We start from the raw sequence: 21,836 nt of genomic DNA, 5'->3' as shown, positions 1-21,836 counted from the left end.
CCGGACTCAGCGGGCGGACCCGAAGGTGCTGTGCGGCGAGACCTTGACCACCGGGGCCGGCCCGGCGCCCCAGTCCGCCTCCCGGATCGCCTTCAGCGCGGCCTTGCGCTGCTCGCGGTCCAGTCGGTCGATGAAGATGATGCCGTCCAGGTGGTCGGTCTCGTGCTGGATGCACCGGGCGAGCAACTGCGTGCCCTCCACCGTCACCGGATCGCCGTACATGTTGAAGCCCTTGGCCACCACGCCGTACGCGCGCGTGGTGTCGTAGCGCAGGCCCGGCAGCGACAGGCAGCCCTCGGGGCCGTCCTGCTCCTCCTCGCTCAGCGACAGGTCCGGGTTGATCAGGTGCCCGGTGACGCCGTCCACGTGGTACGTGAACACCCGCAGCGAGACGCCGAGTTGCGGCGCGGCGAGGCCGGCGCCGGGGGCGTCCAGCATGGTGTCGGTGAGGTCGCCGACCAGCTTGCGCAGTTCCTTGTCGAAGGTGGTCACCGGCTGGGCGGTGGACCGCAGGACGGGGTCTCCGAAGAGACGGATCGGCTGGATCGCCACGGGGTACGGGCTCCTGTCCGTAGGGGCGCGGGCTGCGGTCGGCGGCTGGTTCACCCGCCAGTCTATGCAACCCGCGCGGCCGCCCGCCGAGGGCTTCCCCGGAGTCCGGACCGGCACCGGACCGGCACCGCCTCAGGGCCCGGACCGGCGCCGGATCAGCACCGGATCGCCGCCCGGCACGCCCCGACTGTGCCGAGCCGCGTTACCCCGGCCCCCGCTTCGGCGTTGGTCAAGAGAGATTGACCGGGGCCGGGCGCAACGGGACACCGCGTCCCGGCCGAGCTGAACCGTACGGAAGGTGGCACGTAGGCCATGGCCGAGCAGATCAACCACGACGCCCGGGCGCGGGCGAGCCTGCACCTGCTGGTGCGGGACATCGAGCGGGTGAGGCGGCAGGTCGACGCGCTGCGGACGCTCACCGCTCAACTGGGCAACGTCTACCGTCCGCGCCGACCGAGCACCTCGGCCGGCTTCGTGGTGTACGGGCGGGCGCCGGCGCCGACCGTGCGCCTGGCACAGGAGCTGCGGGAGAGCGTGGAGACCCTGGTGGCGGCGGCGGTCGAGTTCGACCGGGCGCTGGGGTTCTCCTGGGACTCGGTGGGCTCCGCCCTCGGGGTCACCAAGCAGGCGGTGCACCGGCGCTACGGGATGCGCCGGCCGACCAGCGAACTCCTCGCCGCGAGCGGCGCCGTCCCGGGCCAGGCCCGTCCGGACCGCTCCGAGGAGCTGCCCACGGGCACCGAGCGCACCGGACTGGCCACGACCGTCCCGGCGGCCCGCCAGGGCGGCCTGGACGGTCGCGCCCTGGAGCGCGCCACGATCGACCGCACCGGCATCGACCGCGCGCCGATGGACCGCACCACGATCGACCGCACGCCCATCGACCGAACCGGCATCGACCGAACCGGCATCGACCGGGGCGCGCTGGACCGGGGCCCGCTGGACCGCCCCGGCATCGACCGCAGCACGATCGACCGCACCCCCGTCGACCGCACCACGACCGACCGCAGCACCCCCGTCGACCGCCCCCAGGCGGACCGACCCGGCATCCCGCTGCGCGGCTGACCGAGCCACGCACCCGGGCCGTCCGGGGCGGGGTGGCCCACTCACCCCGCCCCGCCGGGCCGCCGGTCCCCAAGCCCCCGAACGCGACGCACCCACCCGCGAGCCCCCGAAGCCCCCGACCCCCGCCCCTCAGCCGATGTCCGTCGGATCCACCCGCACCCGCACCGGCTCCGCCGTTCGCAGCGCGATCCGCGCGATCTGCGCCGCCTTGAGCGCCGCCGCCAGCGCGGCCCCCTGCCCGGGCGGCACCCGCAGCAGCGCCCGCTCCTGCTCCTCCCCCCGCAGCGCCGGCGACGGCACCGGCCCGAGCACGTCCGCCTCCTCCGGCAGCCGGATCAGGTTCAGCAGGTCCGCGACCGCCGAGGGGCTGCCGCTCACCGAGGCCATCCGGGACACCGGCGGGAAGTGCAGCTGCGCCCGTTCGTCCCGTTCCAGCCCGGCGTGTCCCAGCGGATCCCACCGGACCAGTGCCTGCACCGGACGGGCCGAGGGCTCGGCGACCACGACCACCGTCCCGCCCTCCGTCGAGGACCGCGCCAGCGCGGCCGCCGTGAGCCAGAGCCGCAGCGTCTCCTCCCCCGCCCGCAGGTCCGGCCGGCCGAGCAGCGCCCAGCCGTCCAGCAGCAGTACGGCCCCGTACCCGCCGCCGCCCTCGACCACCGGTTCCGCGCCGGGCGTGGAGATCACCAGGGAGGGTTCGTCCGGCACGGTGGCCAGCACCGCATCCCGGCCCGAGGTCCGCACCGGGATGCGCGGGAACGCCTTGCCCAGCTCCTCCGCCGTCCGCCGGGCCCCGACCACCTGGGCCCGCAGCCGGAAGGACCCGCACTCGGGGCAGTGCCAGTCGTTCTCCGGCTCCCCGCACCAGGCGCAGCACAGCGTGGCGTCCGCCGAGGGCGCCTCCAGCGGCCCCTCGCAGCGCCGGCAGCGGGCGGGGGTCCGGCAGCGCCCGCAGGCCAGCCGGGGCACGTAGCCGCGCCGGGGCACCTGGATGAGCACCGGGTGCCCGGCGGCCAGCGACTCCCGGGCGGCCGCCCAGGCCACCGAGGGCAGCCGGGCGGCCTGGGCGGCGGCGTCCCGGTGCTGGTCCTGGTCGGTGACGGTCCGCACCCGGGGCGCGGCCTGCCGCACCGTCTCGCGGTCCGCGACCAGCGGGCGCGCCCAGCCGGTGCTGACCAGCTGCGCGCCCTCCACCGTCACCGCGTGCCCGCCGAGCAGCACCGCGGCGCCCTCGTCGGCGGCCCGCAGCAGCGCCACCTCGCGCACGTGCGGGTGCGGGGCGCGCGGGTCGCTGTGGCTGCCGTCGCCGTCCGACCAGACGACGACCAGCCCGAGGTCCCGGACCGGCGCGAACATGGTGGCCCTAGTCCCGATCACGGCGCGCACCGAGCCCCGGCTCACCGCGAGCCAGCGCTTGTACCGCTCGCGCGGGCCGAGGTCGGCCTCCAGCGCCACGTGCGCCCCGGGGCCGAGCAGTTCGGTCAGCGCCTGGTCGACCCGGGCCACCGAGCGCCCCTCCGGGAGCACGACCAGCGCCCCGCGCCCGCCCGCCAGGGTCGCGGCCACGGCGCGTGCGATCTCGTACGGCCAGCCGGGCCCGGGCAGCGCCGCCCAGACCGCGCGCGGCGAGCCGCCGGCGGTGAGCGAGGCGAGGAAGTCGGGCCCGGCGGGGTAGCGCTGCCAGCCGCCGGGGGCCGGGGCGGCCGGGCGCGGCAGCGGCGGGGGCGAGGGTTCGGCCTCGGCCTTGGCGTGCCGGGGCGGGACGGCCAGCTGGAGCACGTCGGCCAGCGTCCCGGCGTACCGGTCGGCGACGGTCCGGCACAGCCGCAGCAGCTGCGGGGTGAGCACCGGCTCGGGCGAGAGCACCTGGGCCAGCGGGGCGAGCGGGCCGGCGAAGTCGCTCTTCTCCAGCCGGGCGACGATGAACCCGTCGTGCAGTTCCCCGCCCTCGCGCTGGCCCTTCACCACCCGTGCCCCGAACCGCACCCGCACCCGCACCCCGGGCTGGGCCTCCTCGGCCATGGCGGCCGGCACCGCGTAGTCGAAGAACTTGTCGATGGTGAGCACGCCCTTGTCCACCACGACCCGGGCCACCGGCAGGTGCTCGGCCCGCTTGGCCCCGTGCCAGGTGCGCGGCTTGGCCCGCTTGACCGTCTCCCGGATGAACGCCAGCTGCTCCGGCTCGGCGGCCCCGTTCTCCCCTGTGCTGCTCATCGCCACCAAGTACTACCAGGTCACACCGACAATGCACGAAGCGGCGCCCACCCCCGAACGGGGACGGGCGCCGCTTCCGGGCGCTACGGGCCGAGCGTCAGAACGCTACGGGCCGGCGCTCGGGCACCGGGCTCAGGACGTCAGTCCTGGACGGCGGCCTTCAGCTGCTCCACGCGGTCGGTGCGCTCCCAGGTGAAGTCCGGCAGCTCACGGCCGAAGTGGCCGTACGCGGCGGTCTGGGAGTAGATCGGGCGCAGCAGGTCCAGGTCGCGGATGATCGCGGCCGGGCGGAGGTCGAAGACCTCGGAGACGGCCTTCTGGATCGCCAGGACCGGCACCGACTCGGTGCCGAAGGTCTCCACGAACAGGCCGACCGGCTCGGCCTTGCCGATCGCGTACGCGACCTGCACCTCGGCGCGGCGGGCGAGGCCGGCGGCGACGATGTTCTTCGCCACCCAGCGCATCGCGTACGCGGCCGAGCGGTCCACCTTGGACGGGTCCTTGCCGGAGAAGGCGCCGCCACCGTGGCGGGCCATGCCGCCGTAGGTGTCGATGATGATCTTGCGGCCGGTGAGGCCGGCGTCGCCCATCGGGCCGCCGATCTCGAAGCGGCCGGTCGGGTTGACCAGCAGGCGGTAGCCCTCGGTGGTCAGCTTGATGCCCTGCTCGGCCAGCGCCTTCAGCTCCGGCTCGACGACGAACTCGCGGATGTCCGGGGTGAGCAGCGACTCCAGGTCGATGTCACTGGCGTGCTGGGTGGAGACGACCACGGTGTCGAGGCGGACGGCCTTGTCGCCGTCGTACTCGATGGTGACCTGGGTCTTGCCGTCGGGGCGCAGGTAGGGGATGGTCCCGTTCTTGCGCACCTCGGTCAGGCGGCGGGAGAGGCGGTGCGCCAGGGTGATCGGCAGCGGCATGAGCTCGGGCGTCTCGTCCGACGCGTAGCCGAACATCAGGCCCTGGTCACCGGCGCCCTGCTTGTCCAGGTCGTCCTCGTCGCCCTCGACACGGGCCTCGTACGCGGTGTCGACGCCCTGCGCGATGTCGGGCGACTGGGCACCGATGGACACCGACACGCCGCAGGAGGCGCCGTCGAAGCCCTTCTTGGAGCTGTCGTAGCCGATCTCCAGGATCTTGTCCCGGACGAGCTGGGCGATCGGCGCGTACGCCTTGGTGGTCACCTCGCCGGCCACGTGCACCTGGCCGGTGGTGATGAGCGTCTCCACGGCGACCCGGGACGTCGGGTCCTCCCGCAGGAGAGCGTCAAGGATGGTGTCGCTGATCTGGTCAGCGATCTTGTCGGGGTGTCCCTCGGTCACGGACTCCGAGGTGAACAGGCGGCGAGACACAGCGCTCCCTGGGGTTGCAGCGGCTGCTGACTGAAGTTCCCCGGCTCGTACCGGGGAACTCCGGAAAGACTTGATTCCTGGAGTCTAACGGTCTGGTTCCGCCGAACGTCACCCGCTTCAGGATTTCTCGACCGCCGCGCGAGCGAATCCGATCAGTTGCCGCCTGTTTCCAGCCGCTTTGCGACCAGGTCCCAGACCACGTCCGCGAGTGCCTCCTTCGGGCCGACCGGAACGGCCGTCTCGCTGCCGTCCGAGCCCAGCACCACGGCCTCGTTGACGTCCGTGCCGAAGGCCTTGCCGTTGCCGACCTCGTTCACGACCAGCAGGTCACAGCCCTTGCGCGCGAGCTTGGCGCGGCCGTTGGCGAGCACGTCGTCCGTCTCCGCCGCGAAACCCACCACCAGTTGGCCCGAACGGGCCCGGTGGGCCGAGAGCTCGGCCAGGATGTCCGGATTGCGGACCAGCGCGACCGCGGCCGGTTCGACCCCCTCGACCTTCTTGATCTTGCCGGTGGCGTACTCGGCGGGCCGGAAGTCCGCCACCGCCGCGGCCATCACCACGGCGTCCGCGTCCTTGACCGCCTCCAGCGCCGCCTCGCGCAGCTCCAGCGCGGTCGAGACGTGCACCACGTCCACCCCGGCCGGGTCCGGCAGCTCGGCGTTGGCCGAGAGCAGCGTCACCCGGGCCCCGCGCGCCGCGGCCGTCACGGCGAGCGCGTAGCCCTGCTTGCCGGAGGAGCGGTTGCCCAGGTAGCGCACCGGGTCCAGCGGCTCCCGGGTGCCGCCGGCCGAGACCACCACGTGCCGGCCGGCCAGGTCGGTCGGCACCGGCCCGCCGCGGCGCAGCACGGCCTTGCACGCCTCGAAGATCGCGGAGGGCTCGGGCAGCCGGCCCTTGCCGGTGTCCTTGCCGGTCAGCCGCCCGACGGCCGGCTCCAGCACGATCACGCCCCGGCGGCGCAGCGTGGCGACGTTGTCCCGGGTGGCCGGGTGCTCCCACATCTCGGTGTGCATGGCGGGCGCCAGCACCACCGGGCAGCGGGCGGTGAGCAGGGTGTTGGTCAGCAGGTCGTCGGCGAGGCCGTGGGCGGCCTTGGCGATCAGGTCGGCGGTGGCCGGGGCGACCACGACCAGGTCGGCCTGCTGCCCGATCCGCACGTGCGGCACCTCGTGCACGCGCTCCCAGGTCTCGGTGGCGGCCGGGCGGCCGGACAGCGCGGCCCAGGTCGCCTCGCCGACGAAGTGCAGCGCGGCCGCGGTCGGCACCACGGTGACCTGGTGGCCGGACTCGGTGAAGCGGCGCAGCAGCTCGCACGCCTTGTACGCGGCGATCCCGCCGCTCACGCCGAGGACCACGCGGGGGGCGTCCGCACTCAGAGTCATCTACCGGCCTTTCTCCGCATCGGGCTCCGCATCGGGAACGCGCCCACCCTACGGCCCCCCGGCCCCGCCCCGCACAGCGCCCCGGCCCGACCCCGTACGGCGCTCCGCACCGCGCTCCGGCGCCGGGAACGCCGGAGGGCCCGGCGGAAACGATTCCGCCGGGCCCTCCCGGAAATTCAGCGACCGCCTCAGGCAGCCTCGACCGCCTCGGCGGTCAGCATGCCCGCGTTGATCTCGCGCAGCGCGATCGACAGCGGCTTCTCGTGCACGTGGGTGTCGACCAGCGGGCCGACGTACTCCAGCAGGCCCTCGCCGAGCTGGGAGTAGTAAGCGTTGATCTGGCGCGCGCGCTTGGCGGCGTAGATCACGAGGCTGTACTTGGAGTCGGTGGCCTCGAGCAGCTCGTCGATCGGCGGGTTGATGATGCCCTCGGGCGCGGTCATGGAAGAGGACACGCTAAAACCTTCCGAAAGGGTGGAAAAGACAGACAGGTCAGGCTACACCGAGCAAGGCTAGCAGTTCGGCCGCTACCTGCTCGACCGAGGTGTTGACAAGGGTCGTGTCGAACTCGGGCTCGGCCGCGAGCTCGATCGTGGCCGCCGCCAACCGCTTCTCGATCACGTCCTGCGACTCGGTGCCCCGGCCGGTCAGCCGGCGGACCAGCTCGTCCCAGCTCGGCGGGGCCAGGAAGACCAGCTGCGCCTCGGGCATCGACTCGCGCACCTGCCGGGCGCCCTGGAGGTCGATCTCCAGCAGCACCGGCTCGCCGCGCTCCAGCTTCTCCTGCACGGCCGCACGCGGGGTCCCGTAACGGTTCCCGGCGAACTCGGCCCATTCCAGCAGCTCGCCGTTGGCGACCAGCTTGTCGAACTCGTCGTTGTCGACGAAGTGGTACTGGACCCCGTTCTTCTCGCCGGGCCTCGGATGCCGGGTCGTCGCCGACACCGAGAGCCAGACCTCGGGGTGCATCTTCCTCATATGAGCGACGACCGTGCTCTTGCCGACCCCCGAAGGGCCGGAGAGCACGGTCAGCCGCGGACGCTCACTCATGCACCGATTATCCCGGATCGCGGGGGATCCTGGGACCACGGGGGCACGGTCAGGCGGCGCCACCGCCGAACTCCCGCTCCAGGGAAGCGATCTGGTTCGTACCGAGGCCGCGGACACGCCGGCTCTCACTGATGCCGAGGCGCTCCATGATCTGCTTGGCGCGGACCTTGCCGACGCCGGGAAGGGACTCGAGCAGAGCCGAGACCTTCATCTTGCCGATCACGTCGTTGTCGGCCTTGCCGGCCTTGATCACCTCGTGCAGGGAGGCGCCGGAGTGCTTGAGCCGGTTCTTGACCTCGGCGCGCTCCCGGCGAGCCTCGGCGGCCTTGGCGAGCGCGGCGGTGCGCTGTTCAGGGGTAAGGGGCGGAAGGGCCACGCCGTTCACCTCAGGGTGTGGATGGATGGATTGAGCTAGGACTGGTTTCGGTACCGAGGACACCGTCCGCAAGGGGAACCACAAGGCCCTGACCTGCGGGAGCCACGGAAATCGCGGCTCGCCGATGACCTATCGCCGGACACTACCCGGATTGCGGCGCCACGTCAGGAAAAGAACACGAAAAGTCCTGGTCAGCCAAGGCCGACCAGGACTTTCCAGGGCAAAATGACCGCGATTGCGAGACTTTGGCGGGGCCGATGTGACGGCGCTCACGTCAACTCGGCGGCCACCGCGCGGTCCTGCGGACACTCCGCAGGGTCACCACCCCGCTACCTGAAGGACGGGTTCCGCTACCAGGACCCGTCTTGCCGATCACTCCCGATCCGGGCTGACCGGCAGGACGGGCCCTACACGGCCCCCGCGAACTCCCCGACGAAGCGCTCCGCCGCCGCGCGCAGCGCCGGCACCGAGGGGCCGTGCTTGAGCACGTCGCGGCTGACGCTCGGCACCACGTTCATCACCGAGGCGCCGAAGACCCGCGGCAGGTCCGCCATGGTCGCGCCCTGGGCGCCGATCCCGGGGGCCAGCAGCGGGCCGTTGATGGCCAGGTCCACGCCCGCGTCGGCCAGCGTCGCGCCGACCACCGCACCGAAGGAGCCGAGCGGCGCGGCGCCCTCGTTCTCGGCCGCCAGCTGCCGCAGCACCGAGGCCGCGACCGGCTCGCCGTCCGCGCCCACCGCGCGCTGCACCTCGGCACCCTCGGGGTTGGAGGTGAGCGCCAGCGCGAACACGCCGCAGCCCTGCTCCCGGGCCAGGTCCAGGGCCGGGCGCAGCGAGCCGAAGCCCAGGTACGGGCTGACCGTCACCGCGTCCGAGAACAGCGGGCTGCCCGGCGACAGGAAGGCCTCGGCGTACGCGGCCATGGTGGAGCCGATGTCGCCGCGCTTGGCGTCCATCAGGACCAGCGCGCCGGCCGCCCGGGCCTCCTCCACGGTGCGCTCCAGCACCGCGACGCCCTTGCTGCCGAAGCGCTCGAAGAAGGCGGCCTGCGGCTTCAGCACGGCCACCCGGTCGGCCAGCGCCTCGACCACGGTGCGGCTGAAGGACTCCAGCCCGGCGAGGTCGTCGCCGAGCCCCCAGGCGGCGAGCAGGGAGGCGTGCGGGTCGATGCCGACGCAGAGCTGGCCGCGGGTGTCGAGGGCCTGGCGCAGCCGGGCGCCGAACGGGGCGAGGGTCATGTCGTCCTTTCCAGGACCGGTGGGTCCAGTACCGATGGGGGTGTTCACGAGCCGCGGACGGCGCTGCCGACGGCGTCGGCCAGGCTGCGGAAGCCGCCCGCGCGGACCTTGGCGGACAGGCCCTTGTGGATCCGCCGGCACCAGAACGGGCCCTCGTAGATGAAGGCGCTGTAGCCCTGGACCAGGTCGGCGCCGTGGACGATCCGCTGCCAGGCGTCCTCGGCGGTCTCGATGCCGCCGACCGAGACGAGGGTCAGCCGGCCCCCGGTGCGGGCGCGCAGCCGCTGGAGGACCTCCAGGGCGCGGGCCTTGAGCGGGGCGCCGGACAGGCCGCCCATGCCGATCTCCTCGACCCGCGCGGCGTCGGCGCGCAGGCCCTCGCGGCCGATCGTGGTGTTGGTGGCGATGATGCCGTCCAGGCCCAGTTCCAGGGCGAGGTCGGCGACCGCGTCGACGTCCTCGTCGGCCAGGTCGGGGGCGATCTTGACCAGCAGCGGCACGTGGTGCGCGGTGGTGCGGTCGGCGGCCTCGCGGACGGCGGAGAGCAGCGGCCGCAGGTGGTCCACGGCCTGGAGGTTGCGCAGCCCGGGGGTGTTCGGCGAACTGACGTTGACCACCAGGTAGTCGGCGTACTGGGCGAGCCGCTCGGTGGACTTCACGTAGTCGGCGACGGCGTCGGCCTCCTCGACCACCTTGGTCTTGCCGATGTTGACGCCGAGCACCGGGGTGGAGCTGGTGTGCGGGCGGGCGGCCAGCCGGGCGGCGACCCGGGCCGAGCCCTGGTTGTTGAAGCCCATCCGGTTGATCAGCGCGCGGTCCTCGACCAGGCGGAACAGCCGGGGCGCCGGGTTGCCGGGCTGGGCCTCGCCGGTGACGGTGCCGATCTCGACGTAGTCGAAGCCGAGCATCGACAGGCCGTCGATGCCGACGCCGTTCTTGTCGAAGCCGGCCGCCAGGCCGAACGGGCCGGGCAGGTCGAGGCCGAGGGCGCGGGTGCGCAGGGCCCGGGCGCGCGGGGCGAGCACCAGCCGCACCAGGGTGCGCAGGCCGGGCACCGAGGAGGCGAGGCGGATCCAGAAGAAGGCGAGGTGGTGGGCCTTCTCGGGGTCCATCCTCTTGAAGAGCAGGTCGAACAGAAGCTTGTACAAGGGTGGTTCAACTCCCGGAGCGGATAACGGGCTTGCTCATGGAAGTGGGGGGCACCCGGCTGGCTCCGGTGCCCCCCACTGCGGTGGTGCTACTTGCGGCCGGCGTTGATCAGCTCGGCGTGCTCCTGGAGCGACATCACCCCGACCTCGTCGCGCAGCAGCGCGTCCATGCCCTGCACGGCCGCGCCCATCGCCTGGACGGTGGTCAGGCAGGGCACCGCGCGGGCCACGGCCGCGGTGCGGATCTCGTAGCCGTCGAGGCGGCCGCCGGTGCCGTACGGCGTGTTGATGATGAGGTCGACCTCACCGTCGTGGATCAGCTGGACGATGGTCCGCTCGCCGTTCGGGCCCTCGCCCTCGCTGTGCTTGCGCACCAGCGTGGACGGGATGCCGCCGCGGTGGAGCACCTCGGCGGTGCCGGCGGTGGCGAGCACCTCGAAGCCGAGGTTGACCAGCGCCCGGGCCGGGAAGACCAGGTTGCGCTTGTCCCGGTTGGCCACCGAGACGAAGACCTTGCCCTTGGTCGGCAGCGCGCCGTACGCGCCGGACTGCGCCTTCGCGTAGGCGGTGCCGAACACCTTGTCGATGCCCATGACCTCACCGGTCGAGCGCATCTCCGGGCCGAGCACGGTGTCCACGCCGCGGCCGTGGATGTCGCGGAAGCGGCTCCACGGCATCACGGCCTCCTTGACCGCGATCGGCGCGTCGGCGGGCAGCGTGCCGCCGTCGCCCTCGGCCGGGAGCAGGCCCTCGGCGCGCAGCTCGGCGATGGTGGCGCCGAGCGAGATCCGGGCGGCGGCCTTGGCCAGCGGCACGGCGGTCGCCTTGGAGGTGAACGGGACGGTCCGGGAGGCGCGCGGGTTGGCCTCCAGCACGTAGAGGATGTCCCCGGCCATGGCGAACTGGATGTTGATCAGGCCGCGGACGCCGACACCGCGCGCGATGGCCTCGGTGGAGGTGCGCAGGCGCTTGATGTCGTAGCCGCCGAGGGTGATCGGGGGCAGCGCGCAGGCGGAGTCGCCGGAGTGGATGCCGGCCTCCTCGATGTGCTCCATGACGCCGCCGAGGTAGAGCTCGGTGCCGTCGTAGAGGGCGTCGACGTCGATCTCCACCGCGTCGTCGAGGAAGCGGTCGATGAGCACCGGGTGCTCGGAGATCAGGCCCGCGTGGCGCTCCAGGTAGGAGGCGAGCGAGGCCTCGTCGTAGACGATCTCCATGCCGCGGCCGCCGAGCACGTAGGACGGGCGGGCGAGCACGGGGTAGCCGATCTCGTCGGCGATCGCCTTGGCCTCCTCGAAGGAGAAGGCGGTGCCGTGCTTGGGGGCCGGCAGGCCGGCGTCGCGCAGGACGCGGCCGAAGGCGCCGCGCTCCTCGGCGAGGTCGATCGCCTCGGGCTGGGTGCCGGCGATCGGCACGCCGTTGTCCTTGAGCGCCTGGGCCAGGCCGAGCGGGGTCTGGCCGCCGAGCTGGACGATCACGCCGGCGAGCGGGCCGGCCTGCTGCTCGGCGTGGACGATCTCCAGCACGTCCTCCAGGGTGAGCGGCTCGAAGTAGAGCCGGTCGGAGGTGTCGTAGTCGGTGGAGACGGTCTCCGGGTTGCAGTTGACCATGACGGTCTCGTACCCGGCGTCGGCGAGCGCGAAGGAGGCGTGCACGCAGGAGTAGTCGAACTCGATGCCCTGGCCGATGCGGTTCGGGCCGGAGCCCAGGATGATCACGGCGGGCTTGGTGCGCGGGGCGACCTCGTTCTCCTCGTCGTAGGACGAGTAGAAGTACGGGGTCTTGGCGGCGAACTCGGCGGCGCAGGTGTCGACGGTCTTGAACACCGGGCGGATGCCGAGGGCGTGGCGCACCTCGCGGACGACGTCCGGCTTCAGGCCGCGGATCTCGCCGATCTGCTGGTCGGAGAAGCCGTGCCGCTTGGCGTGGCGCAGCAGCTCGGGGGTGAGCTCCTCGGCCTCGGCCAGCTCGCCGGCGATCTCGTCCAGCAGGAAGAGCTGGTCGACGAACCACGGGTCGATCTTCGTGTACTCGAAGACCTCCTCCGGGGTGGCGCCGGCCCGGATGGCGTCCATCACGGTGTTGATCCGGCCGTCGGTCGGCACGGTGGCCTTGACCAGCAGCTCGGTCTTCTCCCCGAGCGGGCCGGTCCAGTCGAACTGGGAGCCCTTCTTCTCCAGCGAGCGCAGCGCCTTCTGCAGGGCCTCGGGGAAGTTGCGGCCCATGGCCATCGCCTCGCCGACCGACTTCATGGTGGTGGTCAGCGTGGCGTCGGCGCTCGGGAACTTCTCGAACGCGAACCGCGGCACCTTGACGACGACGTAGTCGAGGGTCGGCTCGAAGGAGGCCGGGGTCTGCTCGGTGATGTCGTTGGGGATCTCGTCCAGGGTGTAGCCGACGGCCAGCTTGGCGGCGATCTTGGCGATCGGGAAGCCGGTGGCCTTGGAGGCGAGCGCCGAGGAGCGGGAGACGCGCGGGTTCATCTCGATGACGATGACCCGGCCGTCCTCGGGGTTGACGGCGAACTGGATGTTGCAGCCGCCGGTGTCCACGCCGACCTCGCGGATGACGGCGATGCCGATGTCGCGCAGGATCTGGTACTCGCGGTCGGTGAGCGTCATCGCCGGGGCGACGGTGATCGAGTCACCGGTGTGGACGCCCATCGGGTCGAAGTTCTCGATGGAGCAGACGACCACGACGTTGTCGTTCTTGTCGCGCATCAGCTCCAGCTCGTACTCCTTCCAGCCGAGGATGGACTCCTCCAGGAGCACCTCGGTGGTCGGCGAGAGGGTCAGGCCCTGGCCGGCGATGCGGCGCAGGTCCTCCTCGTTGTGGGCGAAGCCGGAGCCGGCGCCGCCCATGGTGAAGGAGGGGCGGACGACGACCGGGTAGCCGCCGAGCGTGTCGACGCCGGCCAGCACCTCGTCCATGGTGTGGCAGATGACCGAGCGGGCGGACTCGCCGTGGCCGATCTTGGCGTTGACGGCCTCGACGACGCCCTTGAAGAGCTCGCGGTCCTCGCCCTTGTTGATCGCCTCGACGTCGGCGCCGATCAGCTCGACGCCGTACTTCTCCAGCGTGCCCGCCGCGTGCAGCGAGATCGCGGTGTTGAGCGCGGTCTGGCCGCCCAGGGTCGGCAGCAGCGCGTCGGGGCGCTCCTTGGCGATGATCTTCTCGACGAACTCCGGGGTGATCGGCTCGACGTAGGTGGCGTCGGCGATCTCCGGGTCGGTCATGATCGTGGCCGGGTTGGAGTTGACCAGCACGACCCGCAGGCCCTCGGCCTTGAGGACCCGGCAGGCCTGCGTACCCGAGTAGTCGAACTCGGCGGCCTGGCCGATCACGATCGGACCGGAGCCGATCACCAGGACGGACTTGATGTCAGAGCGCTTAGGCACGCTGGCCCTCCATGAGCTTCACGAAGCGGTCGAACAGGTAGGCGGCGTCGTGCGGACCGGCGGCCGCTTCGGGGTGGTACTGCACGCTGAAGGCGGGGACGTCGAGTGCCTGGAGGCCCTCGACCACGTCGTCGTTGAGGCAGACGTGGGAGACCTCGACCCGCCCGTAGGGGGTGTCGCTCACCTTGTCCAGCGGGGCGTTCACGGCGAAGCCGTGGTTGTGGGCGGTCACCTCGACCGTGCCGGTGGTGCGGTCCTGCACCGGCTGGTTGATGCCGCGGTGGCCGTACTTGAGCTTGTAGGTGCCGAAGCCCAGGGCGCGGCCGAGGATCTGGTTGCCGAAGCAGATCCCGAAGAACGGGGTCTTGCGCTCCAGCACGCCCTGCGCCACGGCGACCTGGTGGTCGGCGGTGGCCGGGTCGCCCGGGCCGTTGGAGAAGAACACGCCGTCCGGGTTGACGGCGTAGAGGTCCTCCAGGGTGGAGTTCGCCGGCAGCACGTGCACCTCGATGCCGCGCTCGGCCATCCGCTGCGGGGTCATCGCCTTGATGCCGAGGTCCAGCGCGGCGACGGTGAACTTCTTCTCACCGATCGCGGGCACCACGTACGCCTCGGTGGTGGCGACCTCGGCGCACAGGTCGGCGCCCTTCATCTCGGGCGACTGCTGCACCCGGGCCAGCAGGGCGGCCTGGTCGGCCAGCGCCTCGCCGGAGAAGATGCCGCAGCGCATCGCGCCGCGCTCGCGCAGGTGGCGGGTCAGCGCGCGGGTGTCGATGCCGCTGATGCCGACGACGCCCTGGTCGACCAGTTCCTCGTCGAGCGAGCGGCGGGAGCGCCAGTTGGAGGCGACCCGGGCGGGGTCGCGCACCACGTAGCCGGCGACCCAGATCTGCTTGGACTCGTCGTCCTCGTCGTTCCAGCCGGTGTTGCCGATCTGCGGGGCGGTCATCACGACCACCTGGCGGTGGTACGACGGGTCGGTGAGGGTCTCCTGGTAGCCGGACATGCCGGTGTTGAAGACCGCCTCGCCGAAGGTCTCGCCGATGGCGCCGTAGGCCTGTCCGCGGAACGTCCGGCCGTCCTCCAGGACGAGCACGGCAGGCACTCGTTCCCGCCGTTGGCGCTGCGTGGTGGGGGCAGGTGCGGTCATTGCGCGGCCTCTTCCGTCTTCGTCTTCGTACGTGTTGCGAGTTGGGCGACCGCCTCGACCCAGGCGGCGTGCTCATCGGGGTGGTCGGCCCGGAAACCGGAGTCCAGCTCGGCGCCCTCGTGCGTCCAGGTGACGACGAGCAGCCCGGAGGGGACGACCTTGCCGGCGATCCCGGAGTCCGTACGGGCACCGGTCAGGTGCTCGGCCGGGATCCAGAAGTCGACGTCGCCCGGGCGCTGCACCAGCAGGCCGTCCTCGCCGAGGGTGAGGTCGGCGCGGCTGCGGGTGCCCAGGCCGTGGGCGACGACCCGGTCCAGCCAGTTCCCGGCGGTGGTCGTGCCGTGGTACCGGCCGCTGGTCTCCAGGATGGTGCGCCCGGCGCGGGCCGGCACGGCCGGCAGCGGCGGGATCCCGGACTGCAGGGTGCGCCGCCAGTTCCAGCCCTGGCGCATCAGCCAGTAGACGAGGCCGATCACGATCAGCAGGCCGATGGACCAGCCGATGTACCCGGGCCAGTCGGTGACCTTCGCCTGCTCCTGGGCGAGCGTGGCGCGGTCCATCACGCCTCGCCCCGCTCGGCGAGCTCGCCGGCCAGCACGGTGGCGCGCCCGCGCAGGAAGGTGGCGTGCACCCGTCCGGGCAGGTCCAGGCCCTTGTAGGGGGTGTTGCGGCTGCGGGTGGCGAAGCTGTCCGGGTTCACGGCACCACGGTACGCGGGATCGAACAGCACCAGGTTGGCGGGCTCACCCACCGAGATCGGCCGGCCGTGACCGGTGAGACGGCCGATCCGGGCCGGGCGGTGCGACATCCGGTCCGCGACGCCCTCCCAGTTCAGCAGGCCGGTGTCGACCATGGTCTGCTGCACGACCGACAGCGCGGTCTCCAGGCCGACCATGCCCATCGCGGCCACGGCCCACTCGCAGTCCTTGTCCTCGGCCGGGTGCGGCGCGTGGTCGGTGGCGACGGCGTCGATGGTGCCGTCGGCCAGCGCCTCGCGCAGTGCCCGGACGTCCTCGGCGGTGCGCAGCGGCGGGTTCACCTTGTACACCGGGTCGTAGGTGCGGACCAGCTCGTCGGTGAGCAGCAGGTGGTGCGGGGTCACCTCGGCGGTGACGTCCCAGCCCTTGGACTTGGCCCAGCGGACGATCTCGACCGAGCCGGCCGTGGAGAGGTGGCAGACGTGCAGCCGGGAGCCGACGTGCGCGGCGAGCAGCACGTCGCGGGCGATGATCGACTCCTCGGCGACGGCCGGCCAGCCGCCGAGCCCGAGCTCGCCGGAGACCTGGCCCTCGTTCATCTGGGCGCCCTCGGTGAGCCGCGGCTCCTGGGCGTGCTGGGCGACGACGCCGTCGAAGGCCTTGACGTACTCCAGGGCGCGGCGCATCAGCACCGCGTCGTCCACGCACTTGCCGTCGTCGGAGAAGACCCGGACGTCGGCGGCGGACTCGTGCATCGCGCCGAGCTCGGCGAGCTGCTTGCCCTCCAGGCCGACGGTGACGGCGCCGACCGGCTGCACGTCGCAGTAGCCGGCCTCCTGGCCGAGCCGCCAGACCTGCTCGACCACGCCGGCGGTGTCGGCCACCGGGGTGGTGTTGGCCATCGCGTGCACGGCGGTGAAGCCGCCCATCGCGGCGGCCCGGGTGCCGGTGAGCACGGTCTCGGCGTCCTCGCGGCCGGGCTCGCGCAGGTGGGTGTGCAGGTCGACCAGGCCGGGCAGGGCGATCAGCCCGGTGGCGTCGATCTCGATGTCCGCCTCGACCGTCAGGCCGGTGCCGATCGCCTGGACGACGCCGTCGGCGAGGTGGAGGTCCTGCGGGGCGCCGCCCAGGATCTTGGCGTTGCGGATCAGGTAGCTGGTCACTGGGCGGTCTCCACGGAGTCGGTACGGGGGGTGTCGGTGGGCGCGTCGGCGAAGACGGCGCCGCCGAGCAGCAGGTAGAGGACGGCCATCCGGACGGAGACGCCGTTGGCGACCTGCTCGATCGCGGTGCAGCGCGGCGAGTCGGCGACCTCGGCGGTGATCTCCATGCCGCGGACCATCGGACCGGGGTGCATCACGATCGCGTGGTCCGGCAGCTGGGCCATCCGGCGGCCGTTCATGCCGTAGCGGCGGCTGTACTCGCGCTCGGTCGGGAAGAACGCGGCGTTCATCCGCTCGCGCTGCACCCGCAGCATCATCAGCGAGTCCGTCTTGGGCAGCACGCTGTCCAGGTCGTAGCTGACCTCGCAGGGCCAGTTCTCGATCCCGATCGGCAGCAGGGTCGGCGGGGCGACGAAGGTCACCTGCGCGCCGAGGGTGTTCAGCAGGTGGACGTTGGAGCGGGCGACCCGGCTGTGCAGGACGTCGCCGACGATGGTCACCCGGCGGCCCGCGAGGTCCTGGCCGGCGCCCGGGTTGAGGTGGCGGCGCATGGTGAAGGCGTCGAGCAGCGCCTGGGTGGGGTGCTCGTGGGTGCCGTCACCGGCGTTGATCACACTGCCGTGCAGCCAGTCGGACTGGGCCAGCCGGGCCGGGGCGCCGGAGGCGTGGTGGCGGATGACCACCGCGTCGGCGCCCATCGCCTGGAGGGTCAGCGCGGTGTCCTTGAGGCTCTCGCCCTTGGAGACCGAGGAGCCCTTGGCGGAGAAGTTGATGACGTCGGCCGAGAGCCGCTTCTCGGCGACCTCGAAGGAGGTCTTCGTCCGGGTGGAGTCCTCGAAGAAGAGGTTGACGACGGTGCGGCCGCGCAGCGTGGGCAGCTTCTTGACGGCCCGGCCGGAGAGCTGGGCCAGCTCCTCGGCGGTGTCCAGGATCAGCAGCGCGTCGTCGCGGCTGAGATCGGCGGCGGAGACGAGGTGGCGCTTCACGCGGGCTACTCCGGGAGGTGCGGTTCGGAAGACTGGGGGGCCAGGGCCTGCGAGGAGCGCTGGGCGAAGTCGCGGTCGCCGACCAGGACGGCGTCCACGCCGTCGCGGTCGGCGAGGCGCACCTGCACGGCCTCGCGCAGCGAGGTGGGGAGGTTCTTGCCCACGTAGTCGGCGCGGATCGGCAGCTCGCGGTGGCCGCGGTCGACCAGGACGGCGAGCTGGACGGCGCGCGGGCGGCCGATGTCGCTCAGCGCGTCGAGCGCGGCGCGGATGGTGCGGCCGGAGAAGAGCACGTCGTCGACCAGGATGACGAGCTTGCCGTCGATGCCGCCGGGCGGGATCTCGGTGTGCTCCAGGGCCCGGGCGGGCTTCAGCCGCAGGTCGTCCCGGTACATGGTGATGTCCAGGGAGCCCAGCGGGATCTCGCGCCCGGTGATCTGGGCCAGCCGGTCGTGCAGGCGGCGGGCGAGGTGGACGCCCCTGGTGTGGATGCCGAGCAGCACGACGTCCTCCGCGCCCTTGGCGCGCTCGACGATCTCGTGCGCTATCCGGGTGACGACCCGGGCGATGTCCGTGCCGTCGAGCACCTGGTGCGGCGGCCGCGGCGTGGGTTCGTGGTGTGTGGTCATGCCGAAGCGGACCTCCTTCCCCGCCTCACTGGACGGGCCTTAAAGGATGTCTGGGATGGCCCCCGCCGACCGGGCGCGGGCTTCGGTCATCCTACCAGCGCGCCAGACGGCAAACAGACGTCCACCATTCCGCTTCCCCGGGTTAACACTCCGGACGCGCCGCCGATGCGGGCCATTCGCACGACTGCCCCATTCGGCTTGACGCAACTACCTTACTCTACGTAACCTCACAGTGAGTTACGAGACGGACGTCGGACCCACCGGTAACGGCGTCGGCAATCGCCCGTGACCCACCACTGAACGCGAAGCAATCTCGTCCGGGGAGATCAATGTCCAGCGACTACGCGAAGCAACTCGGAGGCAAGCTCCGAGCGATCCGCACTCAGCAGGGTCTCTCCCTGCACGGTGTCGAGGAGAAGTCCCAGGGGCGCTGGAAGGCAGTCGTCGTCGGTTCGTACGAGCGTGGTGACCGTGCGGTCACCGTGCAGCGACTGGCCGAACTGGCGGAGTTCTACGGCGTCCCGGTCCAGGAGCTGCTGCCCGGCGGTACGCCCGGCGGCGCGGCCGAGCCGCCGCCGCGCCTGGTCCTCGACCTGGAGAGACTGACCCAGGTCCCCTCCGAGAAGGCCGGCCCGCTGCAGCGCTACGCGGCGACCATCCAGAGCCAGCGCGGCGACTACAACGGCAAGGTGCTGTCGATCCGCCAGGACGACCTGCGCACCCTGGCTGTGATCTACGACCAGTCCCCGTCGATCCTCACCGAGCAGCTGATCTCCTGGGGCGTGCTGAACCCCGACGCGCGCCGTGCGGTGCGCGAGGAGGATGCGAGCTGAGGCTCACCGCACCGGCTCCCGCCAGCGGATCCAGGCACAACCCAGCACTCGCGCCACTAGTGCTGGCAAGCAGAAACGTCACGGCGCGGCTCCCCAGACCGGGGGCCGCGCCGCGGTGTAGCCACACCACCCCGGGGCGGCGGAGGCGTCAGCAGACCGTCCCCAGGCTGTAGCCGGGCTGCGCCGCCACGCCGTCCAGCCGGACCGGCCGGTCGGCCGGGGCCCACTCCTGCCCGCCGCTCGACCAGGCCCAGGAGGCCGGCAGGTACTCCCCGCAGGAGGCCGCCGAGCCCTGCGAGCCGTGCAGCACCGCGACGCCCGGCAGCTCCAGGGCCAGCCCGGTGCAGAGCACCGCGCAGACCAGCTCCAGGTCCTCGTCGTTGATCCGGACCACGCCGTCCTCCCACTGGAGCACCCGGGCCGCGGCGGTCAGCCCGCCGCCGGGCGCGTCCACCCGCAGGCGCAGCTCGTACACCCCGGCGCCCGCGCCGACCAGCATCCGCCGGAACACCTCGCCCCCGCGCTCGTAGGCGGCGCGCACCCAGGCGGCGTGCTCCTCGTCGGATGCGCCCGCGCCCCCGTACAGGCCCCCGTCGAGCAGCAGGTCGGCGTGGCAGAGCGTCAGCCCGTTCTCCCGGGCGCGCACCAGGCGCGGCACGAAGTCCCCGGCCAGCTCCTCGCCCTGATAGGCCAGCAGCTGGGTCTGCAGGGCCGGGTTGACCAGGTAGCGGTCGCGGGCCGCGGGCTCGGCCGGGTCCAGCCCGTTCAGCAGGCAGAACTCCTCGAAGTCCTGCGGGTGGAACGTCCGGGCCCGGACGGTGTCGAACCGCTCCAGCGCCTCGGCCAGCAGATCCGCGGTGTCGGCCAGGTAGCGCTCGTGGTCGGGGGCGTCGGAGATCCCCCAGGCGCGGGCCCGGGCGAAGTCCGCGGCGTTGGTGAGCACTCCGATGACGAACGCCTGCTCGGCGCCCTCGACCCGCCGCGGCCGGTGCGACCGCACCACGGGCCGCGAGCCGCCGGCGGTGCAGTCGGAGTTACGGCGGGCGCGCCCCAAATGACTCATCGGTGGCTCCTGGCTTCAGGGGAGGACGGTCGGCGGCAGGCGTGCCGCTGACCGTCTTCCTCCCCATCCGCGCGCGTCGCACACGTACGGCGTGTCACAGGAATGTAACCACCGGTAATGCGGGTCGCGCGGGCGTCAGGCGGAGCGGGGCGCGCGGGCCAGCTGGCGGGACTGCGCGACCAGGCGGCCGGACTCGTCCCAGACCTCCGCGTCCTCCTCGAAGTAGCCGCCGGCCAGGTTGCGGGTCGCGTGGGTGACCCGCAGCCAGCCGGGCACCGGCCTGGCGCGCAGGTGGACGGTCAGCTCGACGGTGGGGGCCCAGCCCGGCAGGCCGAGGTCGAAGGTGACCGGCGGCAGCGCGTCGGCGACCAGCAGGAGCAGCAGCGGGTCGGGCTCGCGGCCGTCGGCGAGCCGGAACCAGCCCTGGATCCGCCCGTTGCCGGAGGGCTGCCCGAGCGCCCAGCCGATGGTGGCCGGGTCCAGCCGCAGGTCGAACCGCTCCAGCAGGGCGGCCTGGGCGATCAGCTCCTTGGGCGCGTGCTCGACGCCGATGCACTGGTCCGGCGGCGGCAGCTGCGGCGGCAGCGCGCTGGTGCGCACCTCGCCGTCGGCGGTGGCGAGGTCGCCGTGGCTGGCCACCACGCGCAGCCGCTCGACGCCGTCCTGGCTGAGCGAGGCGGTGCCGGTGGACAGGCCGCGGCCGGTGCGCAGCACCTCGGTGCGGACGGTGGCCGGGCCGGGCGTGGAGGCGGACAGGTAGTAACCGCTGATCGACACCGGGTCCGGGTGGGTGCCGTGCTCCAGCGACAGCGCGTGTCCGGCCACCGCGAGCAGCAGTCCGCCGTTCACCCCGCCGCCGATCTGCCAGCCGGCGCCGAGCTCGGCCTCGTACCGGCCGGCCTCCTCGGGGTGCCTGGTCAGGGCGATGCCCTGGTCGAACTCGCTGCGGATCGCCGTGGTCATGTGGGGGGCCTGCCCTTCACGCGTGCTTCCGGACGTCAAGTTACTGACAAGTAGGCCCTCACCCTACGCCGCCCGGATGAAACGCGGAACGGCCGCCGGACACCTGTTCGGGTCCGACGGCCGTTCACGGGATTCGACCACTCAGCGGCGGATGCTCGGCTTCAGCTCGAGGAAGCGGGCGAGCAGGCCGTTGACGAAGGCCGGGGAGTCGTCCGTGGAGAACTCCTTGGCGATCTCGACGGCCTCGTCCAGGACGACGGCGTCCGGGACACCGTCCTCCCAGATCAGCTCGTACGCACCGAGCCGCAGGACGTTGCGGTCCACGATCGGCATCCGGTCGAGCGTCCAGCCCACGGCGTACTGCTCGATCAGGTCGTCGATGCGACGAGCGTGCTGGACGTACCCCTCGATGAGCTCCATGGTGTACTCACCGACCTGCGGGGTGCCCTCGTCGGGCTTGGGCTCGCGGGCGCGGGCCACCCAGTCGGCGAGGACCTGCTGCGGGTCTACCCCACGGTGGTCGGCCTCGAAGAGGATCTGGAAGGCCCGCGTGCGGGCCTTGCTGCGTGCGGCCGACAC

Annotated in this window: 19 protein-coding genes and 1 pseudogene; 2 read left to right on the top strand and 18 right to left on the bottom strand. The window is 72.6% G+C overall.

Annotated features, from left to right (window positions below; translation table 11 throughout):
* Positions 1 to 6: 6 nt before the first annotated feature.
* Positions 7 to 552 carry a peptide deformylase gene (gene def / locus AMK13_RS13930; protein WP_074002396.1) on the bottom strand — a complete coding sequence of 182 codons (546 nt, stop codon included), beginning with the start codon at positions 550 to 552 and terminating at the stop codon, positions 7 to 9.
* Between the two features lie 312 nt (positions 553 to 864).
* Between def and AMK13_RS13925 the strand changes: the two are divergent.
* Positions 865 to 1,332 (top strand): annotated as a pseudogene (locus AMK13_RS13925) (hypothetical protein); the annotation flags it as partial.
* Positions 1,333 to 1,746: 414 nt separating this feature from the next.
* Here the strand turns inward: AMK13_RS13925 and AMK13_RS13920 are convergent.
* The 14 genes from AMK13_RS13920 to pyrR all read right to left on the bottom strand — a co-directional run bounded on the left by AMK13_RS13920 (position 1,747) and on the right by pyrR (position 18,398).
* The gene (locus AMK13_RS13920; RefSeq protein ID WP_074002395.1) at positions 1,747 to 3,831 is read right to left on the bottom strand and encodes a primosomal protein N'; all 2,085 of its coding nucleotides are present in this window, start codon (positions 3,829 to 3,831) and stop codon (positions 1,747 to 1,749) included.
* A 140-nt stretch (positions 3,832 to 3,971) separates the two neighbouring features.
* Positions 3,972 to 5,180, bottom strand: a complete 1,209-nt coding sequence (gene metK, locus AMK13_RS13915; protein ID WP_074002394.1) for a methionine adenosyltransferase — start codon at positions 5,178 to 5,180, stop codon at positions 3,972 to 3,974.
* Between the two features lie 152 nt (positions 5,181 to 5,332).
* Entirely contained in the window at positions 5,333 to 6,562 is a 1,230-nt protein-coding gene (gene coaBC, locus AMK13_RS13910) for a bifunctional phosphopantothenoylcysteine decarboxylase/phosphopantothenate--cysteine ligase CoaBC (RefSeq protein WP_049651365.1), read from the bottom strand.
* A 188-nt stretch (positions 6,563 to 6,750) separates the two neighbouring features.
* Positions 6,751 to 7,017 carry a DNA-directed RNA polymerase subunit omega gene (rpoZ, locus tag AMK13_RS13905; RefSeq protein ID WP_030056185.1) on the bottom strand — a complete coding sequence of 89 codons (267 nt, stop codon included), beginning with the start codon at positions 7,015 to 7,017 and terminating at the stop codon, positions 6,751 to 6,753.
* 37 nt (positions 7,018 to 7,054) lie between these two features.
* On the bottom strand, positions 7,055 to 7,612 hold the full coding sequence (gene gmk / locus AMK13_RS13900; protein WP_074002393.1) for a guanylate kinase: 558 nt from the start codon (positions 7,610 to 7,612) through the stop codon (positions 7,055 to 7,057).
* A 49-nt stretch (positions 7,613 to 7,661) separates the two neighbouring features.
* Positions 7,662 to 7,988 (bottom strand): integration host factor, actinobacterial type, encoded by a 327-nt coding sequence (gene mihF, locus AMK13_RS13895; RefSeq protein ID WP_030056187.1) that lies wholly within the window; start codon positions 7,986 to 7,988, stop codon positions 7,662 to 7,664.
* 407 nt (positions 7,989 to 8,395) lie between these two features.
* Positions 8,396 to 9,226, bottom strand: a complete 831-nt coding sequence (pyrF, locus tag AMK13_RS13890) for an orotidine-5'-phosphate decarboxylase (RefSeq protein WP_049651363.1) — start codon at positions 9,224 to 9,226, stop codon at positions 8,396 to 8,398.
* 44 nt (positions 9,227 to 9,270) lie between these two features.
* Complete coding sequence (locus AMK13_RS13885; protein WP_074002392.1) at positions 9,271 to 10,374, bottom strand: quinone-dependent dihydroorotate dehydrogenase; 1,104 nt, start codon at positions 10,372 to 10,374, stop codon at positions 9,271 to 9,273.
* A gap of 89 nt (positions 10,375 to 10,463) precedes the next feature.
* A complete protein-coding gene (carB, locus tag AMK13_RS13880; RefSeq protein WP_074002391.1) occupies positions 10,464 to 13,772 on the bottom strand; it encodes a carbamoyl-phosphate synthase large subunit in 3,309 nt (1,102 codons plus the stop codon).
* Positions 13,765 to 14,922 carry a glutamine-hydrolyzing carbamoyl-phosphate synthase small subunit gene (carA, locus tag AMK13_RS13875; protein WP_049651360.1) on the bottom strand — a complete coding sequence of 386 codons (1,158 nt, stop codon included), beginning with the start codon at positions 14,920 to 14,922 and terminating at the stop codon, positions 13,765 to 13,767. The genes carB and carA overlap by 8 nt, the downstream gene beginning before the upstream one ends.
* A complete protein-coding gene (locus AMK13_RS13870; protein WP_049651359.1) occupies positions 14,919 to 15,482 on the bottom strand; it encodes a PH-like domain-containing protein in 564 nt (187 codons plus the stop codon). Before AMK13_RS13870 ends, carA begins: the two co-directional genes overlap by 4 nt.
* Positions 15,482 to 16,783 carry a dihydroorotase gene (locus AMK13_RS13865; protein WP_049651358.1) on the bottom strand — a complete coding sequence of 434 codons (1,302 nt, stop codon included), beginning with the start codon at positions 16,781 to 16,783 and terminating at the stop codon, positions 15,482 to 15,484. The genes AMK13_RS13870 and AMK13_RS13865 overlap by 1 nt, the downstream gene beginning before the upstream one ends.
* Positions 16,780 to 17,769: an aspartate carbamoyltransferase catalytic subunit gene (locus AMK13_RS13860; protein WP_049651357.1), complete on the bottom strand. Its 990-nt coding sequence runs from the start codon at positions 17,767 to 17,769 to the stop codon at positions 16,780 to 16,782. Before AMK13_RS13860 ends, AMK13_RS13865 begins: the two co-directional genes overlap by 4 nt.
* 5 nt (positions 17,770 to 17,774) lie before the next feature.
* Positions 17,775 to 18,398, bottom strand: coding sequence for a bifunctional pyr operon transcriptional regulator/uracil phosphoribosyltransferase PyrR (gene pyrR, locus AMK13_RS13855; protein ID WP_049651356.1), 624 nt, complete (start codon positions 18,396 to 18,398; stop codon positions 17,775 to 17,777).
* Positions 18,399 to 18,727: 329 nt separating this feature from the next.
* Between pyrR and bldD the strand changes: the two genes are divergently transcribed.
* A complete protein-coding gene (bldD, locus tag AMK13_RS13850) occupies positions 18,728 to 19,231 on the top strand; it encodes a transcriptional regulator BldD (protein ID WP_030056198.1) in 504 nt (167 codons plus the stop codon).
* Between the two features lie 148 nt (positions 19,232 to 19,379).
* On the opposite strand, the gene AMK13_RS13845 is transcribed toward bldD, so the two are convergent.
* The 3 genes from AMK13_RS13845 to nusB all read right to left on the bottom strand — a co-directional run bounded on the left by AMK13_RS13845 (position 19,380) and on the right by nusB (position 21,836).
* Positions 19,380 to 20,294 carry a hypothetical protein gene (locus AMK13_RS13845; RefSeq protein WP_143204534.1) on the bottom strand — a complete coding sequence of 305 codons (915 nt, stop codon included), beginning with the start codon at positions 20,292 to 20,294 and terminating at the stop codon, positions 19,380 to 19,382.
* 135 nt (positions 20,295 to 20,429) lie between these two features.
* Entirely contained in the window at positions 20,430 to 21,257 is an 828-nt protein-coding gene (locus AMK13_RS13840; RefSeq protein WP_049651354.1) for a thioesterase family protein, read from the bottom strand.
* Between the two features lie 141 nt (positions 21,258 to 21,398).
* A complete protein-coding gene (gene nusB / locus AMK13_RS13835) occupies positions 21,399 to 21,836 on the bottom strand; it encodes a transcription antitermination factor NusB (protein ID WP_049651353.1) in 438 nt (145 codons plus the stop codon).

The sequence above is a fragment of the Streptomyces sp. CB02056 genome, from assembly GCF_001905545.1.
Taxonomy (GTDB): Bacteria; Actinomycetota; Actinomycetes; order Streptomycetales; family Streptomycetaceae; genus Kitasatospora.
This window is presented reverse-complemented; position numbering and strand designations above follow the sequence as displayed.